18 protein-coding genes are annotated in these 24,181 nt (G+C 63.5%); 7 read left to right on the top strand and 11 right to left on the bottom strand.

The genetic code is table 11. From position 1 onward, the window contains the following. Positions 1-23: 23 nt before the first annotated feature. Positions 24-1,805 (bottom strand): MFS transporter, encoded by a 1,782-nt coding sequence (locus tag FN835_RS04515; RefSeq protein WP_221930395.1) that lies wholly within the window; start codon positions 1,803-1,805, stop codon positions 24-26. Positions 1,806-2,012: 207 nt separating this feature from the next. Beyond that, a complete protein-coding gene (gene acs, locus FN835_RS04520) occupies positions 2,013-3,968 on the bottom strand; it encodes an acetate--CoA ligase (protein ID WP_142662014.1) in 1,956 nt (651 codons plus the stop codon). A gap of 241 nt (positions 3,969-4,209) precedes the next feature. Here acs and FN835_RS04525 point away from each other — a divergent pair, with 241 nt between their 5' ends. Continuing rightward, positions 4,210-4,692, top strand: a complete 483-nt coding sequence (locus tag FN835_RS04525) for a HugZ family pyridoxamine 5'-phosphate oxidase (RefSeq protein ID WP_142662015.1) — start codon at positions 4,210-4,212, stop codon at positions 4,690-4,692. Between the two features lie 35 nt (positions 4,693-4,727). Here the strand turns inward: FN835_RS04525 and FN835_RS04530 are convergent, their stop codons facing one another. Then, the gene (locus FN835_RS04530; RefSeq protein ID WP_142662016.1) at positions 4,728-7,022 is read right to left on the bottom strand and encodes a glycosyl hydrolase family 28-related protein; all 2,295 of its coding nucleotides are present in this window, start codon (positions 7,020-7,022) and stop codon (positions 4,728-4,730) included. Positions 7,023-7,157: 135 nt separating this feature from the next. Next, positions 7,158-8,747 (bottom strand): lysine--tRNA ligase, encoded by a 1,590-nt coding sequence (locus tag FN835_RS04535; protein ID WP_142662017.1) that lies wholly within the window; start codon positions 8,745-8,747, stop codon positions 7,158-7,160. Positions 8,748-8,836: 89 nt separating this feature from the next. On the opposite strand from FN835_RS04535, the gene FN835_RS04540 reads away from it, so the two are divergent. Further along, positions 8,837-9,259 (top strand): tellurite resistance TerB family protein, encoded by a 423-nt coding sequence (locus FN835_RS04540; protein ID WP_142662018.1) that lies wholly within the window; start codon positions 8,837-8,839, stop codon positions 9,257-9,259. A 6-nt stretch (positions 9,260-9,265) separates the two neighbouring features. Here FN835_RS04540 and dacB read toward each other — a convergent pair whose 3' ends face one another. The 7 genes from dacB to FN835_RS04575 form a co-directional block, all read right to left on the bottom strand. After that, on the bottom strand, positions 9,266-10,678 hold the full coding sequence (dacB, locus tag FN835_RS04545; protein WP_142662019.1) for a D-alanyl-D-alanine carboxypeptidase/D-alanyl-D-alanine endopeptidase: 1,413 nt from the start codon (positions 10,676-10,678) through the stop codon (positions 9,266-9,268). A 3-nt stretch (positions 10,679-10,681) separates the two neighbouring features. Further along, a complete protein-coding gene (locus FN835_RS04550) occupies positions 10,682-11,293 on the bottom strand; it encodes a nicotinate-nucleotide adenylyltransferase (protein ID WP_142662211.1) in 612 nt (203 codons plus the stop codon). 3 nt (positions 11,294-11,296) lie between these two features. Next, a complete protein-coding gene (locus FN835_RS04555; RefSeq protein WP_142662020.1) occupies positions 11,297-12,967 on the bottom strand; it encodes a formate--tetrahydrofolate ligase in 1,671 nt (556 codons plus the stop codon). A 16-nt stretch (positions 12,968-12,983) separates the two neighbouring features. Further along, a complete protein-coding gene (locus FN835_RS04560; protein WP_246098649.1) occupies positions 12,984-14,105 on the bottom strand; it encodes an OpgC domain-containing protein in 1,122 nt (373 codons plus the stop codon). A gap of 8 nt (positions 14,106-14,113) precedes the next feature. Beyond that, positions 14,114-16,285, bottom strand: coding sequence for a glucans biosynthesis glucosyltransferase MdoH (gene mdoH, locus FN835_RS04565; protein WP_142662022.1), 2,172 nt, complete (start codon positions 16,283-16,285; stop codon positions 14,114-14,116). 4 nt (positions 16,286-16,289) lie between these two features. After that, positions 16,290-17,870: an OpgD/OpgG family glucan biosynthesis protein gene (locus tag FN835_RS04570; RefSeq protein WP_142662023.1), complete on the bottom strand. Its 1,581-nt coding sequence runs from the start codon at positions 17,868-17,870 to the stop codon at positions 16,290-16,292. 182 nt (positions 17,871-18,052) lie between these two features. Further along, positions 18,053-18,886, bottom strand: coding sequence for a hypothetical protein (locus FN835_RS04575; RefSeq protein WP_142662024.1), 834 nt, complete (start codon positions 18,884-18,886; stop codon positions 18,053-18,055). A gap of 135 nt (positions 18,887-19,021) precedes the next feature. Here FN835_RS04575 and FN835_RS04580 point away from each other — a divergent pair, with 135 nt between their 5' ends. The 5 genes from FN835_RS04580 to preA all read left to right on the top strand — a co-directional run bounded on the left by FN835_RS04580 (position 19,022) and on the right by preA (position 24,139). Then, positions 19,022-19,438, top strand: coding sequence for a PepSY domain-containing protein (locus FN835_RS04580; RefSeq protein WP_246098650.1), 417 nt, complete (start codon positions 19,022-19,024; stop codon positions 19,436-19,438). Next, the gene (locus tag FN835_RS04585) at positions 19,435-20,097 is read left to right on the top strand and encodes a response regulator transcription factor (protein ID WP_142662025.1); all 663 of its coding nucleotides are present in this window, start codon (positions 19,435-19,437) and stop codon (positions 20,095-20,097) included. The genes FN835_RS04580 and FN835_RS04585 overlap by 4 nt, the downstream gene beginning before the upstream one ends. Then, entirely contained in the window at positions 20,094-21,404 is a 1,311-nt protein-coding gene (locus FN835_RS04590) for a sensor histidine kinase (RefSeq protein ID WP_142662026.1), read from the top strand. The genes FN835_RS04585 and FN835_RS04590 overlap by 4 nt, the downstream gene beginning before the upstream one ends. A 103-nt stretch (positions 21,405-21,507) precedes the next feature. Beyond that, positions 21,508-22,845: an NAD(P)-dependent oxidoreductase gene (locus tag FN835_RS04595; protein ID WP_142662027.1), complete on the top strand. Its 1,338-nt coding sequence runs from the start codon at positions 21,508-21,510 to the stop codon at positions 22,843-22,845. Further along, on the top strand, positions 22,838-24,139 hold the full coding sequence (gene preA, locus FN835_RS04600) for an NAD-dependent dihydropyrimidine dehydrogenase subunit PreA (RefSeq protein ID WP_142662028.1): 1,302 nt from the start codon (positions 22,838-22,840) through the stop codon (positions 24,137-24,139). The genes FN835_RS04595 and preA overlap by 8 nt, the downstream gene beginning before the upstream one ends. Positions 24,140-24,181 lie beyond the last annotated feature (42 nt).

Genomic DNA, 24,181 nt, shown 5'->3' on the forward strand with positions numbered 1-24,181 from the left:
GCGACAGGGCCCGGCCTGCGCCGTCATTCGGCGAAGATGTCTTTCTTATGCGTGCCGTTCGGGACGAAGATCGTGCCGATCACCACCGTCATCAGCGCGACGACGATCGCATACCACAGCCCCGCATAGATATTGCCGGTCTGCGCCGAGATCGCGAAGGCGGTCGCGGGCAGCAGTCCCCCGAACCAGCCATTGCCGATGTGATAGGGCAAGGACAGGCCGGAATAGCGGATGCGGGTCGGGAACAGTTCGACCAGTGCCGCCGCGATCGGGCCGTAAACCATCGTCACCAGCAGGATCAGATAGGTCAGCGTGATGACGATCATCAGCTTCTGGCCGGTGAAGATGTCGAAGAAGTGGCTGGCCTTGGCGACCGTGGTGTTGTCGCCCGCAGCCAGCGGATAGCCCGCCTGCCCCAGCGCCGCCGTCACCGCGCCGTCGAAGCGCGCCTTTTCCGCCGCCAGCGCATCGCCCGTCAGCGCCGCCCCGTCATAGGACGGGATCACGGTATCGCCCACGGTGACGGTGGTGACGCCCTCAGCCTCGGCCGAGGTATAATTGACCGAAGCCTTGGCCAACGAGGCTTTCGCGATGTCGCAGCTTGAGGTGAACTTGGCGGTGCCCGTCGGGTTGAACTGGAACGAACAATCGTCCGGCGCATGGGTCACCGTGACCGGGGTCTGCTGCGCCTGATACAGCATAGGGTTCGCCGTGCGGGTCAGATGCTCGAACACCGGGAAATAGGTCAGCGCCGCCAGCAGGCAGCCCGCCAGAATGATCGGCTTCCTGCCGATCCGGTCCGAGAGCGAGCCGAAGAACAGGAACCCGCCCGTGCCAAGGATCAGCGACCATGCCACAAAGACGTTAGCGCTGAAGCTGTCCACCTTGACGACGTTCTGCACAAAGAACAGCGCGTAGAACTGGCCCGAATACCAGACCACGGCTTGACCGGCGGTCAGGCCGAACAGCGCGATCAGGGCGATCTTGCCGTTCTTCCAGTTGCCGAACGCTTCGCGCATCGGTGCTTTCGAGGCGCGACCCTCTTCCTTCATCTTGGTAAAGGCGGGGGATTCCTCCATCTGCAGGCGGATATACAGCGAAATCAGTAGCAGGAAGATCGAGCCAAGGAACGGAATCCGCCAGCCCCAGCTGTTGAAGGCGGTGATCATGGTCTGCTGACCGTCCGGCCCCATGACGGGCGCACCCTGCAGATCGACGACGCCGACCATCGGGTAATTCGCGTTCACGTAGCCCTGCACGATCAGAATGACGATCAGCGACAAAAGCAGGCCCAGCGTGGCCGTGGTCTGGATGAATGCGGTGTAATAGCCACGGCGGTTGGCGGGTGCATGTTCGGCCACATAGACCGCAGCACCGCCATATTCGCCACCCAACGCCAAGCCCTGCAACATGCGCAGCACGATCAGGATGATCGGCGCGGCAACGCCCCAGCTAGCGTAACCCGGCAGCAAACCGACCAGAAAGGTCGAGATGCCCATGATCAGGATGGTGACGAGGAAGGTGTATTTCCGGCCCACCAGATCGCCCAGCGATCCGAAGACCAGCGCGCCAAAGGGCCGCACGATGAAGCCCGCCGCAAATGCCAGCAGCGCAAAGACGTTGCGCGTGGCTTCCGGGAAAGCGGTGAAGAACTGTGCGCCGATGATCGCCGCCAGCGAACCGTAAAGGTAGAAGTCATACCATTCGAAGATCGTCCCTGCGGACGACGCGATGATGACTTTCTTTTCCTCGGGCGTCATCGGGCGCGAGCGCACCTCTCCGACATCCGTCGTGTTGTAAGCCATGGGTTTCCTCCCCTGAAAGCCAGCCTGCACTGGCCGTTGATCGGCATCATGGGGCCGGTCGGTTCCGACGGGTGTCGAAAACGATGCAGGCTTCCTGATGCGCTTGATCCGCCCTTATGGACGGCTTTTCCCTCTCCCCGCCCGGAACTCCCCCTCCGGGCGCGGCCTCCCCTTGTCGCGCGGCGGGATACCCTGCCGCGCGGTCGATCAAGCCCTGTTCATGCGGTTCTCGATCAATTCGTCGACGACGCCGGGATCGGCCAGCGTCGAGGTGTCGCCAAGGCTGCCGAAATCGTCTTCGGCGATCTTGCGCAGGATGCGGCGCATGATCTTGCCGGAACGGGTCTTGGGCAGGCCCGGCGCCCATTGGATCAGGTCAGGCTTGGCGATGGGGCCGATTTCGGTGCGCACCCATGTCTCAAGCTCGCGCTTCAGGTCGTCGGACGGCTCGACCCCGTTCATCAGCGTGACATAGGCATAGATGCCCTGCCCCTTGATCTGATGCGGAAAGCCCACCACCGCAGCCTCGGCGACCTTCTCATGCGCGACCAGCGCCGATTCCACCTCGGCTGTGCCCATGCGGTGGCCGCTGACGTTGATGACATCATCCACGCGCCCGGTGATCCAGTAATAGCCGTCCTCGTCGCGGCGGCAGCCGTCGCCGGTGAAGTAATAGCCGGGATATTGCTGGAAATACGCCTCCATAAAGCGCTGGTGATCACCCCAAAGCGTGCGCATCTGGCCAGGCCAGCTGTCGGCGATGGCCAGCACGCCCTCGACGCCGTTGCCTTCGATGATCTGGCCCGAGGCCGGGTCCAGCACTTCGGGTTTCACGCCAAAGAAAGGCAGCGTGGCCGAGCCGGGCTTCGTCTCGATCGCGCCGGGGATCGAGGTGATCATGTGCCCGCCGGTTTCGGTCTGCCAGAAGGTATCGACGATGGGGCAGCGGCCCTTGCCTACGTGCTTGTCATACCAGACCCACGCTTCGGGGTTGATCGGCTCGCCCACCGTGCCAAGGACGCGCAGGCTGGACAGGTCGTGACGATCGACCCATTCCGGGCCCTGACCCATCAGCGAACGGATCGCGGTCGGCGCGGTATAAAACTGGGTCACGCGATGCTTGTCGCAGACCTCCCAGAAACGCCCCGCATCGGGCCATGTCGGCACGCCTTCGAACATCAGCGTGGTCGCGCCATTGGCCAGCGGGCCATAGACGATGTAACTGTGCCCGGTGACCCAGCCCACATCCGCCGTGCACCAGAAGATGTCCCCGTCCTTGTAATCGAAGACATATTTATGCGTCATCGCCGCATAGACCAGATACCCGCCCGTGGTATGCACGACCCCCTTTGGCCGCCCGGTCGAGCCTGACGTATACAGGATGAACAGCGGGTCTTCGGCATTCATCGGGCGCGGCGGGCAGTCCGGGCTGACTTCGTCCATCAGCTTCAGGACATCGACATCGCGGCCCTCGATCCATGTCGTCTGATCGCCGGTATGTTTGACGACCAGGCAGCGCACCCGGTCGGAGCAATGCAGAAGCGCCGCATCGGTGTTCGATTTCAGCGGCGTGCGACGCCCGCCCCGCGGCGCGGTGTCAGCGGTGATGACCAGCTTTGCGCCGCAATCGTTGATCCGGTTCGCCAGCGCATCCGGCGAAAAGCCCGCAAAGACCACCGAATGCACCGCCCCGATCCGCGCACAGGCCAGCATGGCATAGGCCGCTTCGGGGATCATCGGCATGTAGATCACCACGCGGTCGCCGCGCATCACGCCCTGGCTCAGCAGCACATTGGCAAAGCGGTTCACCTTTTCCGACAGCTCGGCATAGGTGATGTGGCGGGCGGTGGCCTTGGGGTCGTCGGGTTCAAAGATAATCGCGGTCTGCTCGGCCTTGGTCGGCAGATGCCGGTCGATGCAGTTGACCGAGACGTTCAGGATCCCATCCTCGAACCACTTGATCGAGACCTTGCCAAAGGTGAAGTCGGTGTTCTTCACAACCGAATACGGGTGAATCCAGTCGATCCGCCGACCTTCGCGCGCCCAGAATGCATCAGGATCGCGGATCGATTCGTCATACATCCGCGTGTAATCCGCAGGCTTCAGCAGAGCATCCTCAAAGCCGGGCGGAATGGGGTGTTTTGCTGTGTTATCAACGGACATGGCGGGCCTCCTCTACTCGCTATGCGGTATCTTACGCTCTTGCGCCCTCTCCCAAGACGCGGCGGCGATCCGTGAAGATGCCGATTGGGCACAAAGTTAATACGTCGAGGATCAGGTCGTAAACCATTTTCTGATAGCAATATTTTTGTAAATTACTTCACCGATGAAGTGGTGAACTTGTAAATAATTCACAAACCGCCTCACCTTGTGCCGCCCGCCTCTGCGGATCAATCTGCGGCGCATGGACCCGATTCGACCCACAGATGACCAAGCCCGCGCATTGGCGCTGAACCTGCTGGCTCAGATGCGTCACGCCGCTTTGGGGACGCTGGACCCGGATACCGGCACGCCACTGGTGACGCGCATCGCGCTGCAACTTGATCCCGATGGGGTTCCGGTGGCGCTGCTTTCCGGTCTTGCCGCCCATAGCCGCGCGCTTGCCGCCGATCCGCGTGCCGGACTGCTGGTCACAGATGACGCCGCGACCAAGGGGGACGCGATGACCCATGCGCGGCTGTCGATGCTGACGCGCGCCGAACCGGCCCCGCCCGATCCCACGCGGCGGGCGCGCTGGCTGGCCCATGACCCGAAGGCCACGATCTATATCGACCTGCCGGATTTCCGCTTCTGGCGGCTGGTGCCGGTGTCTGGCCAGCTGAACGGCGGCTTTGGCCGTGCGTTCCGGCTGACCGCGGCGGACATGACAAAACCCCCGGCCGCCTGAAGCAACCGGGGGCGAATTCGCTTGGGTTTGTCCAATTAATCCGGGCTGTCCATCCTGACCCGCATCGAGATTTCGCCGCGTGCGGGCGCGCTCCAGTTCACAGCGACCTGTTTGCGGTTCGACCCCAACGAGGTCTGCACCCACGGCATCTCGCTGATCCGGCCGTTTGCGGCATTGCTGATCTGTGACGTGGCCACCAGCGCCTCGACGTTGCGGGCCCATCCGTCAAAGGGCAAGGCCACATCGACCGGCACCATCCAGCGGTTCGCAGCGGTGGCCTGACTGAACTTGATATCGACCGGATTTGCGACATAGGTCAGCACGCCGTTGAACATATTACCCTGAAACTGGATGTTGCGCATCCGCGTGTAATCCATGCCCGCGATGGTCGTATCCACCCGGTCCACGCGATTGATCTTCTTGTTCAGCGACTTGAACACATTGCCCATCACGGCCAGTCCATGGATGAAATGGCCCGTACCGAATGGCTTGACCACCAGCCAGTTGAAGCCAAGCGTCGTGTCCGAGGCAAGGAAGGTGTTCCCGGTGATCGTCAGCCCGCCAAAGGAATATTCCTCCCCCTCGAAATTCGGCTTGGGGTCGTGTTCGTTCGTCCATTCGATGGAACAATTGTCGATATAATTGCCCGTAATCGTGGTCTGCACATTGGTCTGGGTCAGCACCAACCCGCCAAAGCGCACGCCGTTCTGCGAGGTGTCGCCCTGAAACCAGTGATTGCCCTCGATCATGTGGCCACCGCCATTCATCACTGCGAAATGCCCAAAGCGGACGAAGCGGCTGTGGCGGATCTTGGTGTCGTTGTTGTTGACGTTCAGCGCGACGGATTTGCGGTTCTGCGCCAGATCACCCATCTCGTCAGACAGGAATTCACAACGATCGACCAGCATCCCCTGACAGGCCGTCCCGATCGAGGTGATGCCGCGATCCTTGGGCCGCGTGAAATAACAGTCGCGGAAACAGTTCATCGAACCTGTCATCGCCAGCATCACACCGCTGGCATTACCCTCAAGCAGGAATTCCACATCGTCAAAATTGAAGCGGCTCAGATGCTCCATGTCGGAAAAGTCGAAAGCATAGCGGTCGCGGGTAAAGGTATAGCTACGCGTCCCGGCCCCGCCATAAAGCGGATGCGACAGCGTAACCGTGCCCGCCCCGATATTGCGGGCGTTGACGTAAACCTCGCGCCCGACGCCGTTGCCGCTGACGCGCGCGCCCAACTCGATATTGGCGACATTGGCGACGCCGGTCAGGATCAGCGGCTGGTTCGGGTTATAGCTCGCGACCGAATTGACGACGCGGCTGTTCCAAGCGGTTCCCGGCGTCGCCGAAATCTGGCCGTTGGTGACCACGCGCCGGTTGGCAAAACTGGTCAGACCCGGCGCGAAGTCGGCAGCCTTGATCGGCTCGCTCAGATGCACGACGCGGCCATTCAGGTCCAGCACGGCGTGATCGGTAAAGCCGAACAGCGCCTGCATCGCACGCTTCAACCCCTCGGTCTCGTCGCCAAAGGCTGCGGCATAGCTTGCGAAATCGAACTTGCCGGTCAGCGCCAGCCGTGCCGCACGCGGCATCCGCAATGTGCCGACAAAGCGCACGGGCGCGCTCAGGCTCAGGTCCGAGCCGATGAAATAAGTCCCCGCCGGCACAAGGATTTGACCGCCGCCCGCCGCGTCATTCGCCGCGACAAAAGCCGCACGGTCATCGGCCGTGCCGTTCCCGACCGCGCCGAAATCGCGCACATCAACCCAGTCCAGCATCCCCGGCATAAACGCCGCCGTCACGTCCTCGATCACCAGATTTTCGATGCGGACCGATCCGTTATTGTCGCCCAGCAGGTCCAGCCCGAAATGCCCGAACGTGGCGTTGCGCCCCCAGGGCATGTCCACACCGTCGCGCCTGCCGCTGCCGACGATGGCCGACACCTCGACCACGTTGCCATAGCCCGGAATGCTGACGGTCGGCCCGACTTGCACGACCCCCGCGACATTCCCCCCCGAGGCATTGCCCGCATATGCCGCGATCCTGACCTGCGGGATGTTCCCCGCAATCGCTTTGATCCGGGTCGAGACGCGCAGATACGTGCCGGGGCTGATCGGCGTGCGCTGGGTATAGCGCAAGGATGTCACGCTTTGCTGCTTCAGGATTTCAAGGCAACTGCCGAAATCTTCATCCGCCGGGACGATGGCGACATTCGCCTGTCCAGCCCAACTGGGCGATCCGGCGGTGCCATCGGTCCGGGACCAGAAATTCAGCCCCGCCCGAAATTCGCGCGGCATCAAAGCCTTGTTTCCCACGACAGCAACAGCCATGCCAATTCTCCTTTGTCAGATCAGGCGAGCCCTTGGGCCGCGCGTTCGGACAGGAATTTGGCGATCTGGCGTTAACCGACGGTTAACCATGCGCGCGCAGCAACGGGGCTGCGCGCAACGTTTCAGGGTCGTGGATCAGGCGGTGGCTTCGGTCGCCAATTCGCCGGCCAGCGCGCGTTCGATCAGCGCCTTGGTTTCATCGACGCCGTAAAGCGCGATGAACCCGCCGAAACGCGGCCCCTGATCGGCACCCAGCAGCACCTGATACAGTGCCTGGAACCAGTCCTTCATCGGCTCGAACCCGTGTTCCCGGCCGATGGCAAAGACCATGGTTTGCAGCGCCTCGGCATCGGCGGGTTGATCCCAAGCGGCAAGACGGCCCGCCAGATCCTCCAACGCGCGGCGCTCCACCTCAGTCGGTGCGCGGAAGGTGCGGGTCGGTGCCACGAAATCGGTGAAATAGCGCACGGCAAACTCGGCGGCCTGATCCAGCGCGGGGTTCGTCTCGGGGCTGGCATCGGGGGCATAGCGGCGGATAAAGCCCCATAGCCCCGTCTTGTCCTTGGCCCCTGCGACGGACGCAAGGTTCAGCAGCATCTGGAACGGCACCACCATGTCGGATGCCGGAACCTCGCCGCCGTGGATGTGCCAGACCGGATTCGCGAATTGCTGTTCCGGCGTCTGATCGGGATAGGCCCGAAGCTGCTGATGGTATTCATCCACCGCCTTGGGAATCACGTCGAAATGCATCCGCTTGGCCGTTTTCGGCTTCTGATACATGAAGTAAGACAGGCTTTCCGTCGAGGCATAGGTCAGCCATTCGTCGATCGACAGGCCATTGCCCTTGGATTTCGAGATCTTCTGGCCGTGCTGATCAAGGAACAGCTCATAGGTGAAATGCTCGGGCTTCCTGCCGCCCAGAATTTCGCAGATGCGGTCATAGATCGGCGTGTTGGTGCTGTGATCCTTGCCATACATCTCAAAGTCCACATCCAGCGCGGCCCAGCGGGCGCCGAAATCGGGCTTCCATTGCAGCTTCACATTGCCGCCGGTGACGGGCAACGTGATTTCCTGACCATCCTCGTCAAAGGTGATCGTGCCGTTCTTGGCGTCGATATGCTTGATCGGAACGTAAAGCACCTTGCCGGTCTTGGGGCTGATCGGCAGGAAGCAGCTATAGGTCTGCTGACGCTCTTCGCGAAGCGATGCCAGCATCACCTCCATAATGGCGTCATAACGCTCGGCGGCCAGCAGCAGCGTGTCATCGAACTTGCCTGATTTGTAATATTCGGTCGCGCTGATGAATTCGTATTGGAACCCGAACGTGTCCAGAAAGCGGCGCAGCATGGCGTTGTTATGCCCGCCAAAGCTGTCATATTCACCGAACGGGTCGGGCACAGTGGTCAGCGGTTCCTGTAGATGCTCGCGCAGCATTTCCTGCTGCGGGACGTTTTCGGGAACCTTGCGCATCCCGTCCATGTCGTCTGAAAAGCAGAACAGCCGCGTGGGGATGTCCGAGATCATCTCGAACGCCCGGCGGATCATCGTCGTGCGCGCCACTTCGCCGAAGGTGCCGATATGCGGCAGACCCGAAGGGCCGTAGCCCGTCTCGAACAGGACATAGCCCTTTTCTGGGTCCTTCTTCTCATAGCGTTTCAGCACGCGGCGGGCCTCTTCGAAAGGCCAGGCTTTGGAATTCATCGCGGCATCACGCTGAGCGGTCATCTTCGGGTCTCCATTGTCAGGCTTTCCCCCGTATTGAAACGCGCGCGAATGGTCAATAATTACGCCCGGAAACGCAATGGAGTTTTACCATGACCGACAGCCTTCCTTCCTTCTCGCCCTGCGATGCGCTGGTGGCGGTCATGGTCGGCGTCTCGGCCTCGGACCAGAACCTGCGCACGGCAGAGCTGGTGGCGATCGAACGCGCCGTGAACCACACTCCGGTCTTTGCCAATTACGACATCGACCGCGTCCGCGCAGTGTCTCAGACCGTGATGACCTTGTTCGAGGAAGAGGACGGGCTGGACGCCCTGTTCGGCCTTGTGCGCCAGTCCCTGCCCCAACGCATGTGGGAAACCGCCTATCTGCTGGCTTGCGACGTGGCCGCATCAGACGGTCGTCTGGGCGAGGTCGAGGCCGAGATGCTGGTCGAAATCCGCGACCAGCTTGAGATCGACCGCCTGCATTCCGCAGCGATCGAATTCGCGACCCGCGCCCGTCACCGCGTGTTGTAAGCGCCTTTAGCGCAGGACGGCGTCGGGGGTGATTCCCGCCTGCGCCTGTCCTGCCCCGGCCACCCAGCCCTCGATCAAGACCTGCTGCAATGCCTTTGAGCGTTTGGTCCAACCGATAACGCCATCGGGCAATTCCTTGCCTTCGCTGGCGGCGCGGCGCGGCTCGTCCCCTGTCAGGATGGCAAAGGCCAGTTCGCGCCCACCCGTCGTTTCGGCATAGCCAGCAAGGTTCGATACGAAATTCAGCGTCCCGGTCTTGGCATCGACGCGGATCGGGCTGTCCATCTTTTTGCCGCCTGCGTCCCTTAGCGGGATATGCTTCAGCAACGGACGCAGCCCCCGCGTTCGGCCCTGCACAGCAACCAGCCGCGCCAGTGTCTCGGCACTCATGCGATTGTCGGGCGAAAGGCCGGAATGGTCGTGAAAGGCAAAGCCCTGCTGGGGCGCAAATCCTGCCATCCAAGCCGACATGGCCCGCGCGGATCCTGCCAGATCGGGCGCACCGCTTGCAGTCAGGCCCAGCACCTCGGCAGTCAGGTTGGTCGAATATTCCAGCATCCCCGTGACAATCTCGGGCAAGAGCGGGCTTTGAAGGTTGGCGATTTCGCGCCCCGAGGGCGGAGCCTCCGCCACTTCGGGCTTGGGCAGCACAAGCCCCCGCGCCCTGCACAGGGTCTGGAACACGTCGCCCGCATAAAGTTCGGGTCGCCGCACCGGCAGCCAACGCGACCCCGATTTGCCCATCGCACCCCGCGCAATGGTCCAGCTTTCCAGCTTGCCCGTGCCGTCATAGGTGAACAGCGGCCGCGATCGGTCCGCGGCGCCGATGGCCACGGTATAAGCGCGTGGCGATTGCCGTTCGCCCCGCGCCTCCAGCGACAGATTGCCAGCCCGCCAGCTTAGATGCACGCGGTTGAAGTTCAGGATCATGCCGGAAACAGTTGGATTGTAAGGCAGATATTCGTCCTGTGCTTCGGACAGCCGCGCGATGCGGGGCAAAGCGCCACCCCAGATCAGAAAGCGTGTGGGTGGCGTGCCCTGCCAGGCCGCCGCCGTGCTTTCGGCCAGCCGCGACAACGCATCGGTATCCAGAACCGGATCGCCGCCGCCTGCCAAAATCAAGGTATCGCCGTCGCGCCAGACGCGCGTGGTAAAGCGATGCTGCGGCCCCAACCGCTCCAACGTATAAAGCGCCGTCGCCACCTTCAACGTGCTGGCCGGGGCCATCATGCGGTCCGCATGGCGGCTGGCAAGCATCTGCCCGCTTGCAGCGTCAATGACCGCGAAACCCACGTCACCGCCCAGTTTTGCAGCGGCAATCGCCGCCTCGGGATCGAAAACCGGCGCGGATTGCGCCCAGCCCCGCGGCGCCAGCGCCATTGCGCCCAAGCCGAAAAGCACCCCGCGACGTGTCAGCATAGTCTAATCCTTTTTCGCAACTTTCCTTTGCAATGCCCTGATTGCAGTGGAAGATTGCTTACTCATCGGCACGTTGATCATGCACCAAGCCGGTGGCGCATGATCGGCCAGTTGCATGGCCTTGCCCTCGGGTATCCTGTTTCGCCACAAAATGCGAGCGGTGCGGGAAAAACGCGCCGGCATCCGCCAGCCCGGACGCGCGACGATGCCCAAGGGAACGCGGCCTGCAATCTCGCTCCAGCGATCCCAGCGGTCGAACTGCACCAGATTGTCGGCCCCCATCAGCCAGACGAACCGCACACGCGGATAAAGGCGCTGCAGGCCAGCGATCGTGTCTGCGGTCATGCGCGTGCCTAGGGCCACCTCGACCCCCGTCACATGGACCGCAGGATTTTGCATGATATTTCTTGCCGTTGCGATCCGTTCTTTAAGCGGAGCCGGACCTTGCGGTTTCAGCGGATTGCCGGGGCTGACCAGCCACCATACCCGGTCCAGTCCAAAGCGGCGCAATGCCTCTTCGGTGATATGGACATGGCCGGGATGGGCGGGATCGAACGACCCGCCCAACAGACCGACCCGCATTCCGGGCAAGGCAAACGGCAAACCGGCGCGCAGCACTCAGAACAGACCTTCGACACGGCCATCGGCATCCAGCCCGATCCGCAGCGCCGCAGGCTCGCGCGGCAGGCCCGGCATCGTCATGATCTCGCCGCAGATCGCGACGACAAAGCCCGCGCCCGCCGACAGCCGCACCTCGCGCAGCGGGATCGTAAAGCCCGTGGGTGCGCCCAACGCGGTGGGATCCGAGGAGAAGGAATATTGCGTCTTGGCCATGCAGACCGGCAGATGGCCAAACCCGGCCCTTTGCCACGTCTCAAGCTGGGCACGGACGCTGGGTGGGGCCTCGACGTGATCGGCGCGATAGATGCGGCGGCAGACGGTCTGGATTTTGTCCCAAAGCGTCATCTCATCGGGATAGATCGGCGCGAATTGCGCCGTGCCGCTTTCGGCATTGGTGACGACGGCGCGGGCCAGTTCCTCGGCCCCGGCACCGCCTTCGGCCCAGTGACGACACAGCACCGCCTTGACGTGATGCTTGGCGCAGTAATCCTTAAGCGCCGCGACCTCGGCGTCGGTGTCGCTGGTGAAGTGGTTGATCGCCACCACGACCGGCAACCCAAAGGCATGCAGGTTTTCGATATGACGGCCCAGATTGGCACAGCCCCGCGTCAGCGCGGCGACGTCCTCGGCCCCCAGATCGGCGCGGGCAACGCCCCCATTCATCTTCAGCGCGCGCACGGTGGCGACCAGCACCACGGCATCGGGCGAAAGTCCCGCCAGACGGCATTTGATGTCCAGAAACTTTTCCGCCCCCAGATCGGCACCAAAGCCCGCTTCGGTCACGACATATTCCGACAGCGCCAGCGCCGACCGCGTTGCCATGACCGAGTTGCAACCATGCGCGATATTGGCAAACGGTCCGCCATGCACCATCGCCGGGTTGTTCTCCAGCGTCTGGACCAGATTGGGCTGCAAGGCATCGCGCAGCAGCACCGTCATCGCACCATTGGCCCCGATGTCGCGGGCGGTGATCGGCTCACGCTCGATCGTGTAGCCGATGACGATGCGGCCCAGCCGCTCCTCCAGATCGTGAATGTCCGATGCCAGGCACAGGATCGCCATCACCTCGGACGCGACCGTAATGTCGAAACCCGTTTCCCGCGGATAGCCGTTCGCGGGACCGCCAAGCGCGACGACGGTCTGGCGCAGCACCCGGTCGTTCATATCCATCACGCGGCGCCATGTGATCCGGCGCGGGTCGATGCGAAGCTGGTTGCCCCAATAGATATGGTTGTCGATCATCGCCGACAGCAGGTTATGCGCACTGGTCACGGCGTGGAAATCGCCGGTGAAATGCAGGTTCATATCCTCCATCGGCACGATCTGGGCCATGCCGCCACCGGCAGCCCCGCCTTTCATGCCGAAGTTGGGCCCCAGCGACGCTTCCCGGATACAGATGGTGGTGCGCTTGCCGATGCGGTTCAGGGCATCGCCCAGACCGACCGTGGTTGTGGTCTTACCCTCTCCGGCAGGGGTCGGGTTGATGGCTGTGACCAGCACCAATCGCCCTTGCGGACGATCCGCCAGACCGCCGACGAATTCATGTGTCAGCTTTGCCTTGTCATGGCCAAAGGGCAGGAAATCATCCGGTCCCATGCCCAGTTTTGCCGCGATCTCTGCGATGGGGCGTTTCTTCGCCTCGCGTGCGATCTGAATGTCCGATTTCATATCTGTCCCCGCGTTGTCAGCGCGTGGCGAAGCGCGCCTTGATCCGACCCATCCATTCGTCGCGCCTTAGCCATAGCGCGGCCGAGACCCAGAGCGCCGCGATGACCCAGATATCAATGGCAAGCCGCAGAAGAAAGCCCGTGAAATCCTGCGGAGCCATCATGTCCATCGCATCGCCCCAGATCGACAGCAGAACACAGCTTATGAAGGACCAAAGCCCGCCGCGACCAATTTCGCCGAATGCACGACCAATTGCCGTGTTCGCCATCCATTCGAATGGTTTGGCCAAAGGCACCGCGACCAGCCAGCTGGCCGCCATGATCGCCATCAGCCGCAGCCCGTCCAGCGACCATTTGTCGATCGAGCCATAGACCATTTTCAGGGCGGCGCTGACGGCCTTGGCAGGCTCACCGATGCGCCATGCCAGCGTGACCGACAGGCAGAACAGCAGCACCCCGACCGAGGCGATGGTCAGCACCTGCCCATGCTTGCGCAACGCAGGCACGATCTGGCGCCGGAACGCGCCCAAGCCTACGCCGATAAAGAACAAAAGCTGCCAGCCGAACGGATTGAACAGCAGACCCGGACCGGGGCGCTGGTTGGGGATCAGCGCGTTCAGCGGCTCGGCGCACAGCCACACGGTGACGGAAACCGCCATCGCGGCAAAGGGCGCGCGCAGCAGGAAGGGCACGGTGATCGGCGCAGTCACCAGCATGATGACATAAAGCGCAAGCACATCCAGCAGGTTCGGCTGCATCCACATCAGCCCCACCGTGGCGATATAGCCCGCCGGGTTTTCGAACAGCCACAGCGCGTATTTGAACCAGACGGCGGTGTGGTTCAGCTTTATCTCGAACAGGAAATGCGAGAATGCGGCCAGCAGCACCGCGCCCAGAACCAGCGCCAGCCACACCTCATAGGCGCGTTTCAGAAAACGCCATTGGGCGGCGCGGCGGCCATGCTTGGCCTCGACCTTGACCCAGACCATGCCGACCAGAAAGCCCGACAGCAGGACGAACAGTTCGGCCGCGTCGAAGACCGTGAAATTCGCCAGCGTCACGTTGCGCAGCACGCCGATCGGCATGTGGTCCACCATGATGCAGACCAGCGCGTAACCGCGCAGCATGTCCAGCGCCATGATCCGCTTCATTTGGGCAGCTTCGCGAAGGTATCCACCAGACCGCGATCCTCAAGCATGGCCAGTTTTTCCGCTTCGGTCAGGAAGCTCAGCGCCTCGCCCTGCGTGGCGGAATGGGCCAGTTTCGCCTCGGCCGAGATGGCGTCCAGACGACCAGCGGCGGGACCGCGCGGCGCACCGCCCCGCAAAAGCGAGGCGACGCGCGCCTGCATCGCCGGATCGCGACCCATGGCAGCGATCCCGTCACGCGGCAGCGTGGCCGCGATGCGGTAGCTTAGCGCGTTTGCGGCGGCCAGAATTTCGGGGGCATCGCGTTCCTCGGGCGTGACAAGCAGGCCCTGACGACGCGCCCAGCGACCAAAGACCGGGCTTGCCGACCAGCGCGAGGTCATGGGCGACAGGATCAGCCCCGCAAGAATGGGCGACAGCCAGACCAGCTGCCCCGGCGAAAAGATCGCCAGCACGATCAGCGTGCCAAGTCCCAGCAGGACATGGCGCGAATGGCGGCGCAATACGGTGGACCACGGCGGCATCTGGCCTGCCCGGACCTGCGCCTCCCACCCGGAATCGCGTCCGCGCAGGATGTCAAAGATCTGGCGGCTTTGGATCAGCATCTGCACCGGTGCGATCAGCGCCGACAGCACGATCTCGAAGATGGCCGAGGCAAGCAGCCGCACCGGACCGCCCGAATTCCGCGCCAAGGGCCGCGCCCAAGCCCGGAAGATGCTGATGAATTTCGGCACCAGCAGGAACGACATGGCGGCCACGAACAGCCACAGCATCCGCACGGGGTCGAAGACCGGCCATTCGGGGAAAAGCTGATAGGTCTGGGGGAAATAATCCGGGCGTGACAGCAGCACATTGGCCGACAGCGCCAGACCGACAAGGATCATCGCCAACCAGATCGGCGACATCAGGAAGCCAAGGATGCCGATGATGAAATGCGCGCGGTTGGTCCATGTGAAGCCGCGCGAAAAGATCAGGCGGGCATGTTGCAGGTTGCCCTGCGCCCAGCGACGTTCGCGCACGGCCATGTCCAGAAGCGTGGGCGGGCTGCCCTCGAAACTGTCGCGCAGGTCGTGATCCAGCCGCACTTTCCAGCCGGCACGGCGCAGCAGCGCGGCCTCGACGAAGTCATGGCTCAGGATGTGGCCGCCAAAGGGGGCGCGGCCCGGAAATTCTGGCAAACCGCAGCATTGCGCGAAAGCGGCGACCCGGATCAGCGCGTTATGACCCCAGAAATTGCCGCTATTGCCCGACCAGGCCGCGACGCCACGGGCAATCGCCGGACCGTAGATGCGGCCCGCGAACTGCGTCAGCCGCGCAAAGATCGACTGCCCGCCGACCAACATCGGCATGGTCTGCAAAAGCCCGATGGCAGGATCGGCATTCATCCGTGCCGAAAGCGCCTTGATCGTGGACGCGCCGACCACGCTGTCGGCATCCAGCACGACCATCTGTTCATAGCGCCCACCCCAACGCATGACGAAATCGGCGACATTGCCCGCCTTGCGGCCTTTGTTGCTTTGACGGCGACGATACCACACCGGCACCGGAGATATGTCGCGCAACCGGCTGATTGCCAACATTTCTTCAAAGACCGGACCGGGCTTGCGGCTGTCGGACAGCACGAAAATCTCGGTCCTGTCGCCCAGACCCACGCGGTAAAGGTCACGCGCCAAAGCAGCCAGCAGACCCGCAGTGGCCGCGCTGTCTTCGTTATAGACCGGCATGATGACCGCGATGCGGGCATTGTTCGGGCCTTTGGGCGTCTCGATCCGCGGGGCCAGAAATCCCGCGATCATCGAGGCGAAGGAAAAGCCGACCCAGGTGAAGGTGATACAGAAAAAGACCAGCAGCACGGTTTGCAGGAACGTCACGTCCGGCCCGAAAACCTCGCTCATCTGGCGATAGCCGATCCATGCGATCGTGCCTGCGCCGCCAAAGGCGATCAGGCGGGCCAGCATGGTGCGGATGCTGGGCCAGCCCGCATCGGGCCCCACCGGGGGGCGCCCGCGCAGGTTCTGCTCGGGCATGTCCAAAGGTTGCTCGGGCGGCGTTGCGGGGCCACCCGGCAGCTCAATGTCCAGCGCGTCCCACGCAGCCTCGCTTGACAGCGGCAGCGAAGGCCGGTCCGCGGGCGGGTCTTGCGGCTGATGCGTCGGTTCGATTTCGGTCACGTCTTCACTCGCGCGTCCAGCGTGCGATCCAACTTTCGCTTAGCGGGCCTTCCGGTCCATTCAGAACCGCCGAAAGGTCCGCAAGTTTCGCCCCTTCGGGAAGATATTCGAAGGCAAGCCGCATTCTGCCCTGATCGGGCAGGCGCAGCAGGTAGCTGTGGCCGATATTGCCCGACGACGCCTTGATCTGCGGCACCGGATCGTCCGGCCCGAACAGGTCAAGGTCGTAGTCGATGACATAGGTGCGCGATGCCGGATTGTTCACCGCCAGACCCGACATGGTTTCGACCACGCGGGCAATGGGGGCGCTGTCCGGCGGTTCGGGCGCGAAGCTTAGCATATAGTTGAAATCATAGCGGTTGCCGGGCCGCAGCGGGTCGGCGGGCTGCCAGAACGACACGATATTGTCGTTGAATTCGTTCTGCACCGGGATTTCGACCAATGAGACGGTGCCCTTGCCCCAGCCGTCCTGCGGCGCGATCCACGCCGAGGGGCGTTTTTCATACCGCGCCTCGGCGTCCTGATAGGCGTCGAAGCTGCGGGCACGCTGCGCAAGGCCGAAGCCCAGCGGATCCTGATCCATGAATGCCGAGGTCTGCAGCGTCGAATGGCCCGAAAGCACGCGCCACAGCCGCTGTTCGCCGCCGTTCAGCATCTGCAGCCCGTCGCTGTCATGGACCGCGGGGCGGTAATCATCGACCCGCGTGCGGTCGGTCGGGCCGAACCAATACATCGAGGTCAGCGGCGCGATGCCCACAGTGGTCATTTCCTGACGCGGGAACAACGTCACACGGGTGTCGAACACGGTTTCCGCGCCGGGGGTGATGCGGAATTCGAACGCCCCGGAAACCGAGCGGCTGTCCAGAAGCGCATGGATCATCACATAGCGATCCTGCGGATTGGGCTTGTGGATCCAGAAGCCCCGGAACAGCGGGAATTCCTCGCCCTCGGGGCTGCCGGTGCCGATGGCCAGACCACGGGCTGAAACGCCGTAAAGCGTTCCACGGGCCACGCCACGGAAATAGCTGGCACCCTGGAACACCAGAAATTCGTCCATGACATCGGGCCGGTTCAGGGGCGCACGCAAGCGAAAGCCCGAAAAGCCCATATTGCCGATAGTGTCGTAATCGACGCCATCGGGGAACTGTGCCGGGTCGAATTCGAACATATGCGGGTCGAACTTGACCGGGATCACCACGCCATTATCGACAAGGCTTATATCGACCGGCTCATGAAAGATCGCACCCGGCGGCAGCAGGTCCAGCGCGAAATCGCGGCTGCCAACCCAGGGATCGCGGTCGCGGCGGAACCGGATGCCGCGATACTGGTCATAGGTCAGGTTGCCGAAACTGCCGACCAGATCGGCATCCCGGTAAGCATAGGCGCGCGAGGAAAGATCCTGCGCCATGGCCACAACATCGTCAAAACCAAAAGGCTTTGCGGGCTGCGCCTCGGGCTGGCCCTCGGGCGCAGCGGGTGGCGTGGCGGGCGCCTCTTGGGCAAGGGCCGAACCAACTCCCAACGACAGGGCACTTGCGGCACTAAGCGCCGCCCCGGCTGAGATCACGAATTCACGACGATGCATCGGCAGTTCCTATTTTCGGCCTGACAAGACCAGAATTTCGGTGCGGATGTGACATTGTGACGACGATCAGGCAAGCCTTTTCACCGCAGATGGCAAGCCCTTGCCAATAGTTGATCGAATTTTCGCAAAGAAGAAAGGGGCACGACATCAAGTCGCGCCCCTGTGACCATGTTCAGCGGAAATCAGCGGTTGAGTTCGCGCAGAACCTTGCCGTCAACGCCCAGTTCGACCAGCACCGGCTCTCCCTCGGGGTTGGTGGCCTGCGCGACGGTCACATGACCCTGCTGCAGGATTTCACCGATCGCGGTATAGCCCGCGCCGGTCAGGCTGGCGCGCACATCGTCGGGCGAAGGCGCAGGGCCACGGGGACCATCGCCGCGCGGACCGTCGCCACGGGGGCCGTGATCGCCGCGATGTTCGCGGTCGCCATGCGGCTTGCCATGCTTGCCGCCCCGGTCATCGCCGTGACGGCCCCGATGTTCACCCTTGTCGCGGCCCATATGGCCCATGCCCGGTCCGCGATCGTCATCGCCACGGCCAAAGCGCAGCAGGGTGCCGTCCTCGGAAAACACCGCGCGAACAGGGTTTGACTGCGCGTCGGTGCCCGCCATCATGATGCCGCGACCGCCCATGAAGACCGCCTTGATCTGGCCCAGTTCGCCATAGATCGCCTGATCGCGGACGGCCTGCGGCACCAGCCGCTCGACCAGAGGCTGCGGCAGAACCGCGTCCTCACCAGCAGCGCGCAGACCGCGCAGCTGACCCGCATCATCAAGGAAGGCGCTGACGGTGGCATCGTTGATCTTGCCTTCGACCCGCATTCCGTGGCGCGTGGATCTGCCCACGGCCTCGGTCATGCCGGCATCGCGCAGCACCTGCGGCAGATCGACCGGGGCCGCCTCGGCGTGGCCCGCTGCGGGCGGGGCGGCCTCATGCGCTTCTTGCGCCGCAAGCGGGCTTGCCAGCATCGCGATCAGCGCGCCTGCCGCCACCGTCGAGGAAAGAAATCTGCTCATGTCTGGTTTCCTTGCTTCGTCATCATTCGGGGCACGCTTGGCCCCATGAGAATCATCCCTACATCACCTGTCACCAACCGAATTCCAACGGGCCGTTTGGTATCCGTTTGGTTTCGCGGCATTAGAAATAGCGTCATGACCCAGTTCCATCGGCCTAAAATCATGATGCGCGCGGCCCTGTGCCTGGGGCTGGCGCTGGCGATCGCGCTGGCCCTGCATCGCGCACCGATGGCACAGCCGCGCGATATGGACGCGTTGCCGGACGATGATGCGTTCGGAATGCTGGCCGATCCCGGTTTCCGCGTCATTCCCCTGCACGAAGCGGCCAAGATCGCCGGTCAACGCTTCCGGGGCCGCCTGATCGCCGCCCGCCTTGCCCCCCCGCATCAGGACGAGCATGCCCGCGGGGTCGAACTGGTGCATGAGTTGCGCCTGATGACCAAGCGGCGCAATGTGCTGCTGATCCGGCTGGACGCGCGCACCGGGGATTTTCTTGAAGTGGCGGGCGCCGGCCTGACCGAGGCGCGCCGCCGGGACGGAGACAGCGAATGAAATGCCTGATCGTCGAGGATGATCCGGTTCTGGCCGGACAGCTTTCTCGGGCCATGAATGATGGCGGTTTCGCCTGTGACATCGCGCATGACGGCATACAGGGCGAATATCTGGGCGCAACGGAAAGCTATGCGCTGTCGATCCTTGACCTTGGCCTGCCCGGATTGCCGGGGATCGAGGTGCTGACCCGCTGGCGCGACGGGGGCGTGACCATGCCCGTCCTGATCCTGACCGCGCGGGGCGACTGGACCGACAAGGTTGCCGGTTTTCGGGCGGGGGCCGATGATTACGCTGTCAAACCCTTTCGCCTTGAGGAGGTGGTCATCCGTGCCCAGACGCTGGTGCGCCGCGCCGCCGGTCATGCGCAGGCGGTCATCAAAGCCGGACCCTTGCGGCTGGACAGCCAGCTTGGCGTCATCACCCGCAACGGCATGGCGCTGAAACTGACGGGATTTGAAACCCGAATCCTGTCCTATCTGATCCACCATCAGAACCGCATCGTCAGCCGCACAGAACTGTCGGACCATCTTTACGACGCGGCTGCCGACCGCGACTTCAAGTCGATCGAGGTGGTCATCGGTCGCCTGCGCAAAAAGATCGGCGAAGGGCTGATCGAAACCCGTCGCGGCGAAGGCTACATCCTGCGGGCCGACGGTTGAGATTTCCCGATTCGATACGGGCGCGGCTGATTGGCCTTTCCGCCCTGCTGATCGGTGTCGCGCTGGTCGCGGGCTATCTGGCGATTGCGGCGATCCTTGACCAGTTCATCACCGACCGTTTCGACGCCGAGGCCGAGGCGGTGGCCGATGCCCTGATCGCCGGGGCCAGCATCGACGCCGAAGGACGGCTGGTCGCAGGCCCTGCCCCCAGCGATCCGCATTTCGACATTCCCCTGTCGGGTTGGTTCTGGCAGTTGACGCAGGATGGCGTCGTCGTCGCGAAATCCCCCTCGCTTTTCGACAATGTGCTGAACGCGCCGGATGCAGATTTCATCGGCGGGCGCGGCCTTGGTCCTGCGGACGAGCCGCTGCGCGTCACGCGCCACGATTTCACGCTGCCCGATACCCGATCGGCATTGGCCGTTATCGTCACCGCTCCGGGGGCCGAAATCGACGCAAGCCTGTCCCGCCTGCGCCGCCCATTGGCGATTTCGCTGACCGTGCTGGGTCTGGCGCTGGCGGCGGCCAGCGTGCTGCAGGTCGCGGCAGGTCTGCGCAGTCTGGACAAGCTGGGCCGTGACCTGCGCGCCATCCGCGCGGGCCGGGCCGAGGCGCTGCCCCTGCCCCCGGTGTCGGAGCTGCGCCCCATGGCCGCCGAGATCAACGGGCTTCTGGAACAGAACCGCGCCGTCCTTGCACGCTCGCGCGAGCATGTGGGCAATCTGGCCCATTCGCTGAAAACCCCGCTGGCCGCGCTGGATAACAGCCTGCCCCCCGACCATCCCGGTCACGCGCTGGTCGCCCGGATGGACCGCCAGATCGGCTGGCACCTGCGCCGCGCCCGCAGTTCCGGTGCGCCGCGCGTGCTGGGGCATCGCACGCTGCTGGCCCCGGTCGTCGATGACATCCTGATGGTCCTGCGCGGCCCGATCCGCGATTCCGGCATCCGCGTCGATCTGGATCTGCCCCCCGCAGCGTCCTTTGCCGGCGAGCGGCAGGATCTTGAGGAGATGATCGGCAACCTTGTCGAAAACGCCGTGAAATGGTCGGGCGGACGCATTCTGATCCATGCATGGGCACAGGTCGATGCGCTGCGCATCACGATTGCCGATGACGGCCCCGGCCTCAGCGACGAAGATCATGCCATCGCGATGGCACGCGGCGGGCGTCTGGACGAAACCGGCCCGCCCGGCTCGGGCCTTGGGCTGGCCATCGTGGCGGATATTGCCGCGCTGCATGGCGGGCGGCTGCGGCTGGAACGGGCGGAAATCGGCGGACTTGCGGCGACGCTGGAACTGCCTGCCTAGGTTTTCCGCAAATCAGTCGCCGCAGAATTTTACCGTTTGATAAAAAAACGGACCTGTGAGAGCCTGATTGTCATAAAAACAAAGCCAGCAGGGAGGTCATGCGATGACCAACAGCCAGCTTACGCCCGGTGTCGTCCCCGGTCGTTTGCCCGCCGAGGCATATGCGAAGAATTTTTCCGATCACGCACCACCGCTTGCCCCGCATGAGGCGCGGGTGGCTGCCGATCGTTGCTACTTCTGCCATGACGCGCCTTGCGTCACGGCCTGTCCCACATCCATCGACATTCCGCTGTTCATCCGTCAGATCGCGACGGGAACGCCGGATGCGGCGGCAAAGACCATCTTTCATCAGAACATCCTTGGCGGCATCTGCGCCCGCGTCTGCCCGACCGAAAACCTGTGCGAAGGGTTCTGCGTGCGCGAAACCGCCGAAGGGAAGCCCGTCCAGATCGGCGCGCTGCAACGCTATGCCACCGATCACCTGATGGCCAAAGACGACCATCCGTTTCGCCGCGGTCCGGCCACCGGAAAGCGCGTGGCCGTGGTCGGCGCCGGTCCGGCGGGCCTGTCCGCCGCGCATCGCCTTGCCGCAAAAGGGCATGAGGTCACGATCTTCGACGCCCGCCCCAAGCCCGGCGGGCTGAACGAATACGGCATCGCCAGTTACAAGGCCGTCGAGGGTTTCGCCGCGCGCGAGGTGGACTGGCTGATGGGCATCGGCGGCATCACCCTGCGCCCCGGCATGGCATTGGGGCGCGACGTGACGCTTGCGGGTCTTCAAGCCGATTTCGACGCGGTGTTCCTTGGCATGGGACTGCAAGGCGTGAACGCCCTGCAGACCGAAGGCGAGGAGCGCGGCAATGTCGATGACGCCGTGGATTTCATTCGCGACCTGCGGCAGGCCGGCGATCTGTCCGCCCTGCCCGTGGGCCGCGATGTGGTTGTGATCGGTGGCGGCATGACGGCGGTCGATGCCGCCGTGCAGGCCAAACTGCTGGGTGCGCAGAACGTCGCCATCGTCTATCGCCGCGACCAGTCGCGCATGTCGGCCAGTCGGCACGAACAGGACCATGCCACCGCGCATGGCGTCCGCATCATCTGCAACGCCGCCCCTTTGCGCGTCATCGGCAACGGCGCTGTTCGCGAAATCGAATTCATGTTCACGGATGACAGCCTGACGGACACGGGCGAGCGTTTCCGCCTGCCCTGCGATCAACTGCTGCGCGCCATCGGGCAGCGGCTGGACGGTGCGCCGGACGCGCTGACCCTGACGCGCGGCAAGATCGCTGTCACCGGGCCGGGCCGCAGCTCAATCCCCGGCATATGGGCCGGGGGCGATTGCGCCTCGGGGGGGGACGATCTGACCGTCACCGCCGTCGCCGAAGGCCGCGATGCTGCCGAAGACATTCACGCGCAACTGATGGAGGCCGCCCATGGCTGATCTGCGCTCGAACTTCATTGGGATCAAATCCCCGAACCCGTTCTGGCTGGCATCTGCCCCGCCCACCGACAAGGAAGTCAACGTTCGGCGCGCCTTTCAGGCTGGCTGGGGCGGCGTGGTCTGGAAGACCCTGGGCAGCGAAGGCCCGCCGGTCGTCAATGTCAACGGCCCGCGCTACGGCGTGGTCTACGGTGCCGACCGGCGTGTGCTGGGCATCAACAATATCGAACTGATTACCGACCGCCCGCTTGAGGTGAACCTGCGCGAGATCAAATCGGTCAAGCGCGACTATCCCGACCGCGCGCTGATCATCAGCCTGATGGTCCCCTGTGACGAGGAATCGTGGAAAGCCATCCTGCGCCAGATCGAAGATACCGGCGCGGATGGGGTCGAGCTGAACTTCGGCTGCCCGCATGGCATGGCCGAACGCGGCATGGGGTCGGCGGTCGGTCAGGTGCCGGAATATATCGAAATGGTGACGCGCTGGGTCAAACAGCATTCCCGCATGCCCTGCATCGTCAAGCTGACCCCGAACATCACCGATGTGCGCAAACCCGCCGAGGCCGCGCGGCGCGGCGGCGCCGATGCGGTCAGCCTGATCAATACGGTGAATTCCATCACCTCGGTCGATCTGGACCTATTCTCGCCCCAGCCAACGATTGACGGTAAGGGCAGCCATGGCGGCTATTGCGGTCCGGCGGTCAAGCCCATCGCCCTGAACATGGTGGCCGAGATCGCCCGCAATCCGGCGACCGCGGGCCTGCCGATATCCGGCATCGGCGGCATCACCACATGGCGCGACGCCGCCGAATTCATGGCGCTTGGCGCAGGCAATGTGCAGGTCTGCACCGCCGCCATGACCTATGGCTTCAAGGTGGTGCAGGAAATGATCTCGGGCCTGCGGGAATATCTGGACGACAAGGACATCACCATGTCGGACCTGATCGGGCGCGCGGTGCCGAATGTGACCGACTGGCAATACCTGAACCTGAACTATACCACCAAGGCGGTGATCGATCAGGACGCCTGCATCAAATGCGGCCGTTGCTATGCCGCGTGCGAGGATACGTCGCATCAGGCCATCGCCATGGAACCCGGCCGTGTCTTTCGCGTGCGCGAGGATGAATGCGTGGCCTGCAACCTGTGTCTGGACGTCTGCCCGGTCGAGAATTGCATCACCATGCGCGAGCTGGCGATCGGAGAGATCGACCAGCGCACCGGCCAGCCCGTCCGCCCCTATGCCAACTGGACGACGCATCCCAACAACCCCATGTCGCGCAGCGCCGCCGAATAGCCGTCGCGGGGCCTCTTGCCGAGGCCCCGCGCTTACGCTAGT

The sequence above is a fragment of the Paracoccus laeviglucosivorans genome (assembly GCF_900182695.1).
GTDB classification, from domain to species: Bacteria; Pseudomonadota; Alphaproteobacteria; order Rhodobacterales; family Rhodobacteraceae; genus Paracoccus; species Paracoccus laeviglucosivorans.

Excerpts from the sequence above, each read along its gene's own strand:
- FN835_RS04530 (WP_142662016.1), bottom strand. The coding sequence starts at position 7,022 with ATGGCTGTTGCTGTCGTGGGAAACAAGGCTTTGATGCCGCGCGAATTT.
- FN835_RS04535 (WP_142662017.1), bottom strand. The coding sequence starts at position 8,747 with ATGACCGCTCAGCGTGATGCCGCGATGAATTCCAAAGCCTGGCCTTTC.
- acs (WP_142662014.1), bottom strand. The coding sequence starts at position 3,968 with ATGTCCGTTGATAACACAGCAAAACACCCCATTCCGCCCGGCTTTGAG.
- FN835_RS04525 (WP_142662015.1), top strand. The coding sequence starts at position 4,210 with ATGGACCCGATTCGACCCACAGATGACCAAGCCCGCGCATTGGCGCTG.
- FN835_RS04580 (WP_246098650.1), top strand. The coding sequence starts at position 19,022 with ATGACCCAGTTCCATCGGCCTAAAATCATGATGCGCGCGGCCCTGTGC.
- FN835_RS04575 (WP_142662024.1), bottom strand. The coding sequence starts at position 18,886 with ATGAGCAGATTTCTTTCCTCGACGGTGGCGGCAGGCGCGCTGATCGCG.
- dacB (WP_142662019.1), bottom strand. The coding sequence starts at position 10,678 with ATGCTGACACGTCGCGGGGTGCTTTTCGGCTTGGGCGCAATGGCGCTG.
- preA (WP_142662028.1), top strand. The coding sequence starts at position 22,838 with ATGGCTGATCTGCGCTCGAACTTCATTGGGATCAAATCCCCGAACCCG.
- FN835_RS04515 (WP_221930395.1), bottom strand. The coding sequence starts at position 1,805 with ATGGCTTACAACACGACGGATGTCGGAGAGGTGCGCTCGCGCCCGATG.
- FN835_RS04595 (WP_142662027.1), top strand. The coding sequence starts at position 21,508 with ATGACCAACAGCCAGCTTACGCCCGGTGTCGTCCCCGGTCGTTTGCCC.
- FN835_RS04560 (WP_246098649.1), bottom strand. The coding sequence starts at position 14,105 with ATGGCGCTGGACATGCTGCGCGGTTACGCGCTGGTCTGCATCATGGTG.
- FN835_RS04570 (WP_142662023.1), bottom strand. The coding sequence starts at position 17,870 with ATGCATCGTCGTGAATTCGTGATCTCAGCCGGGGCGGCGCTTAGTGCC.
- FN835_RS04540 (WP_142662018.1), top strand. The coding sequence starts at position 8,837 with ATGACCGACAGCCTTCCTTCCTTCTCGCCCTGCGATGCGCTGGTGGCG.
- FN835_RS04585 (WP_142662025.1), top strand. The coding sequence starts at position 19,435 with ATGAAATGCCTGATCGTCGAGGATGATCCGGTTCTGGCCGGACAGCTT.
- FN835_RS04555 (WP_142662020.1), bottom strand. The coding sequence starts at position 12,967 with ATGAAATCGGACATTCAGATCGCACGCGAGGCGAAGAAACGCCCCATC.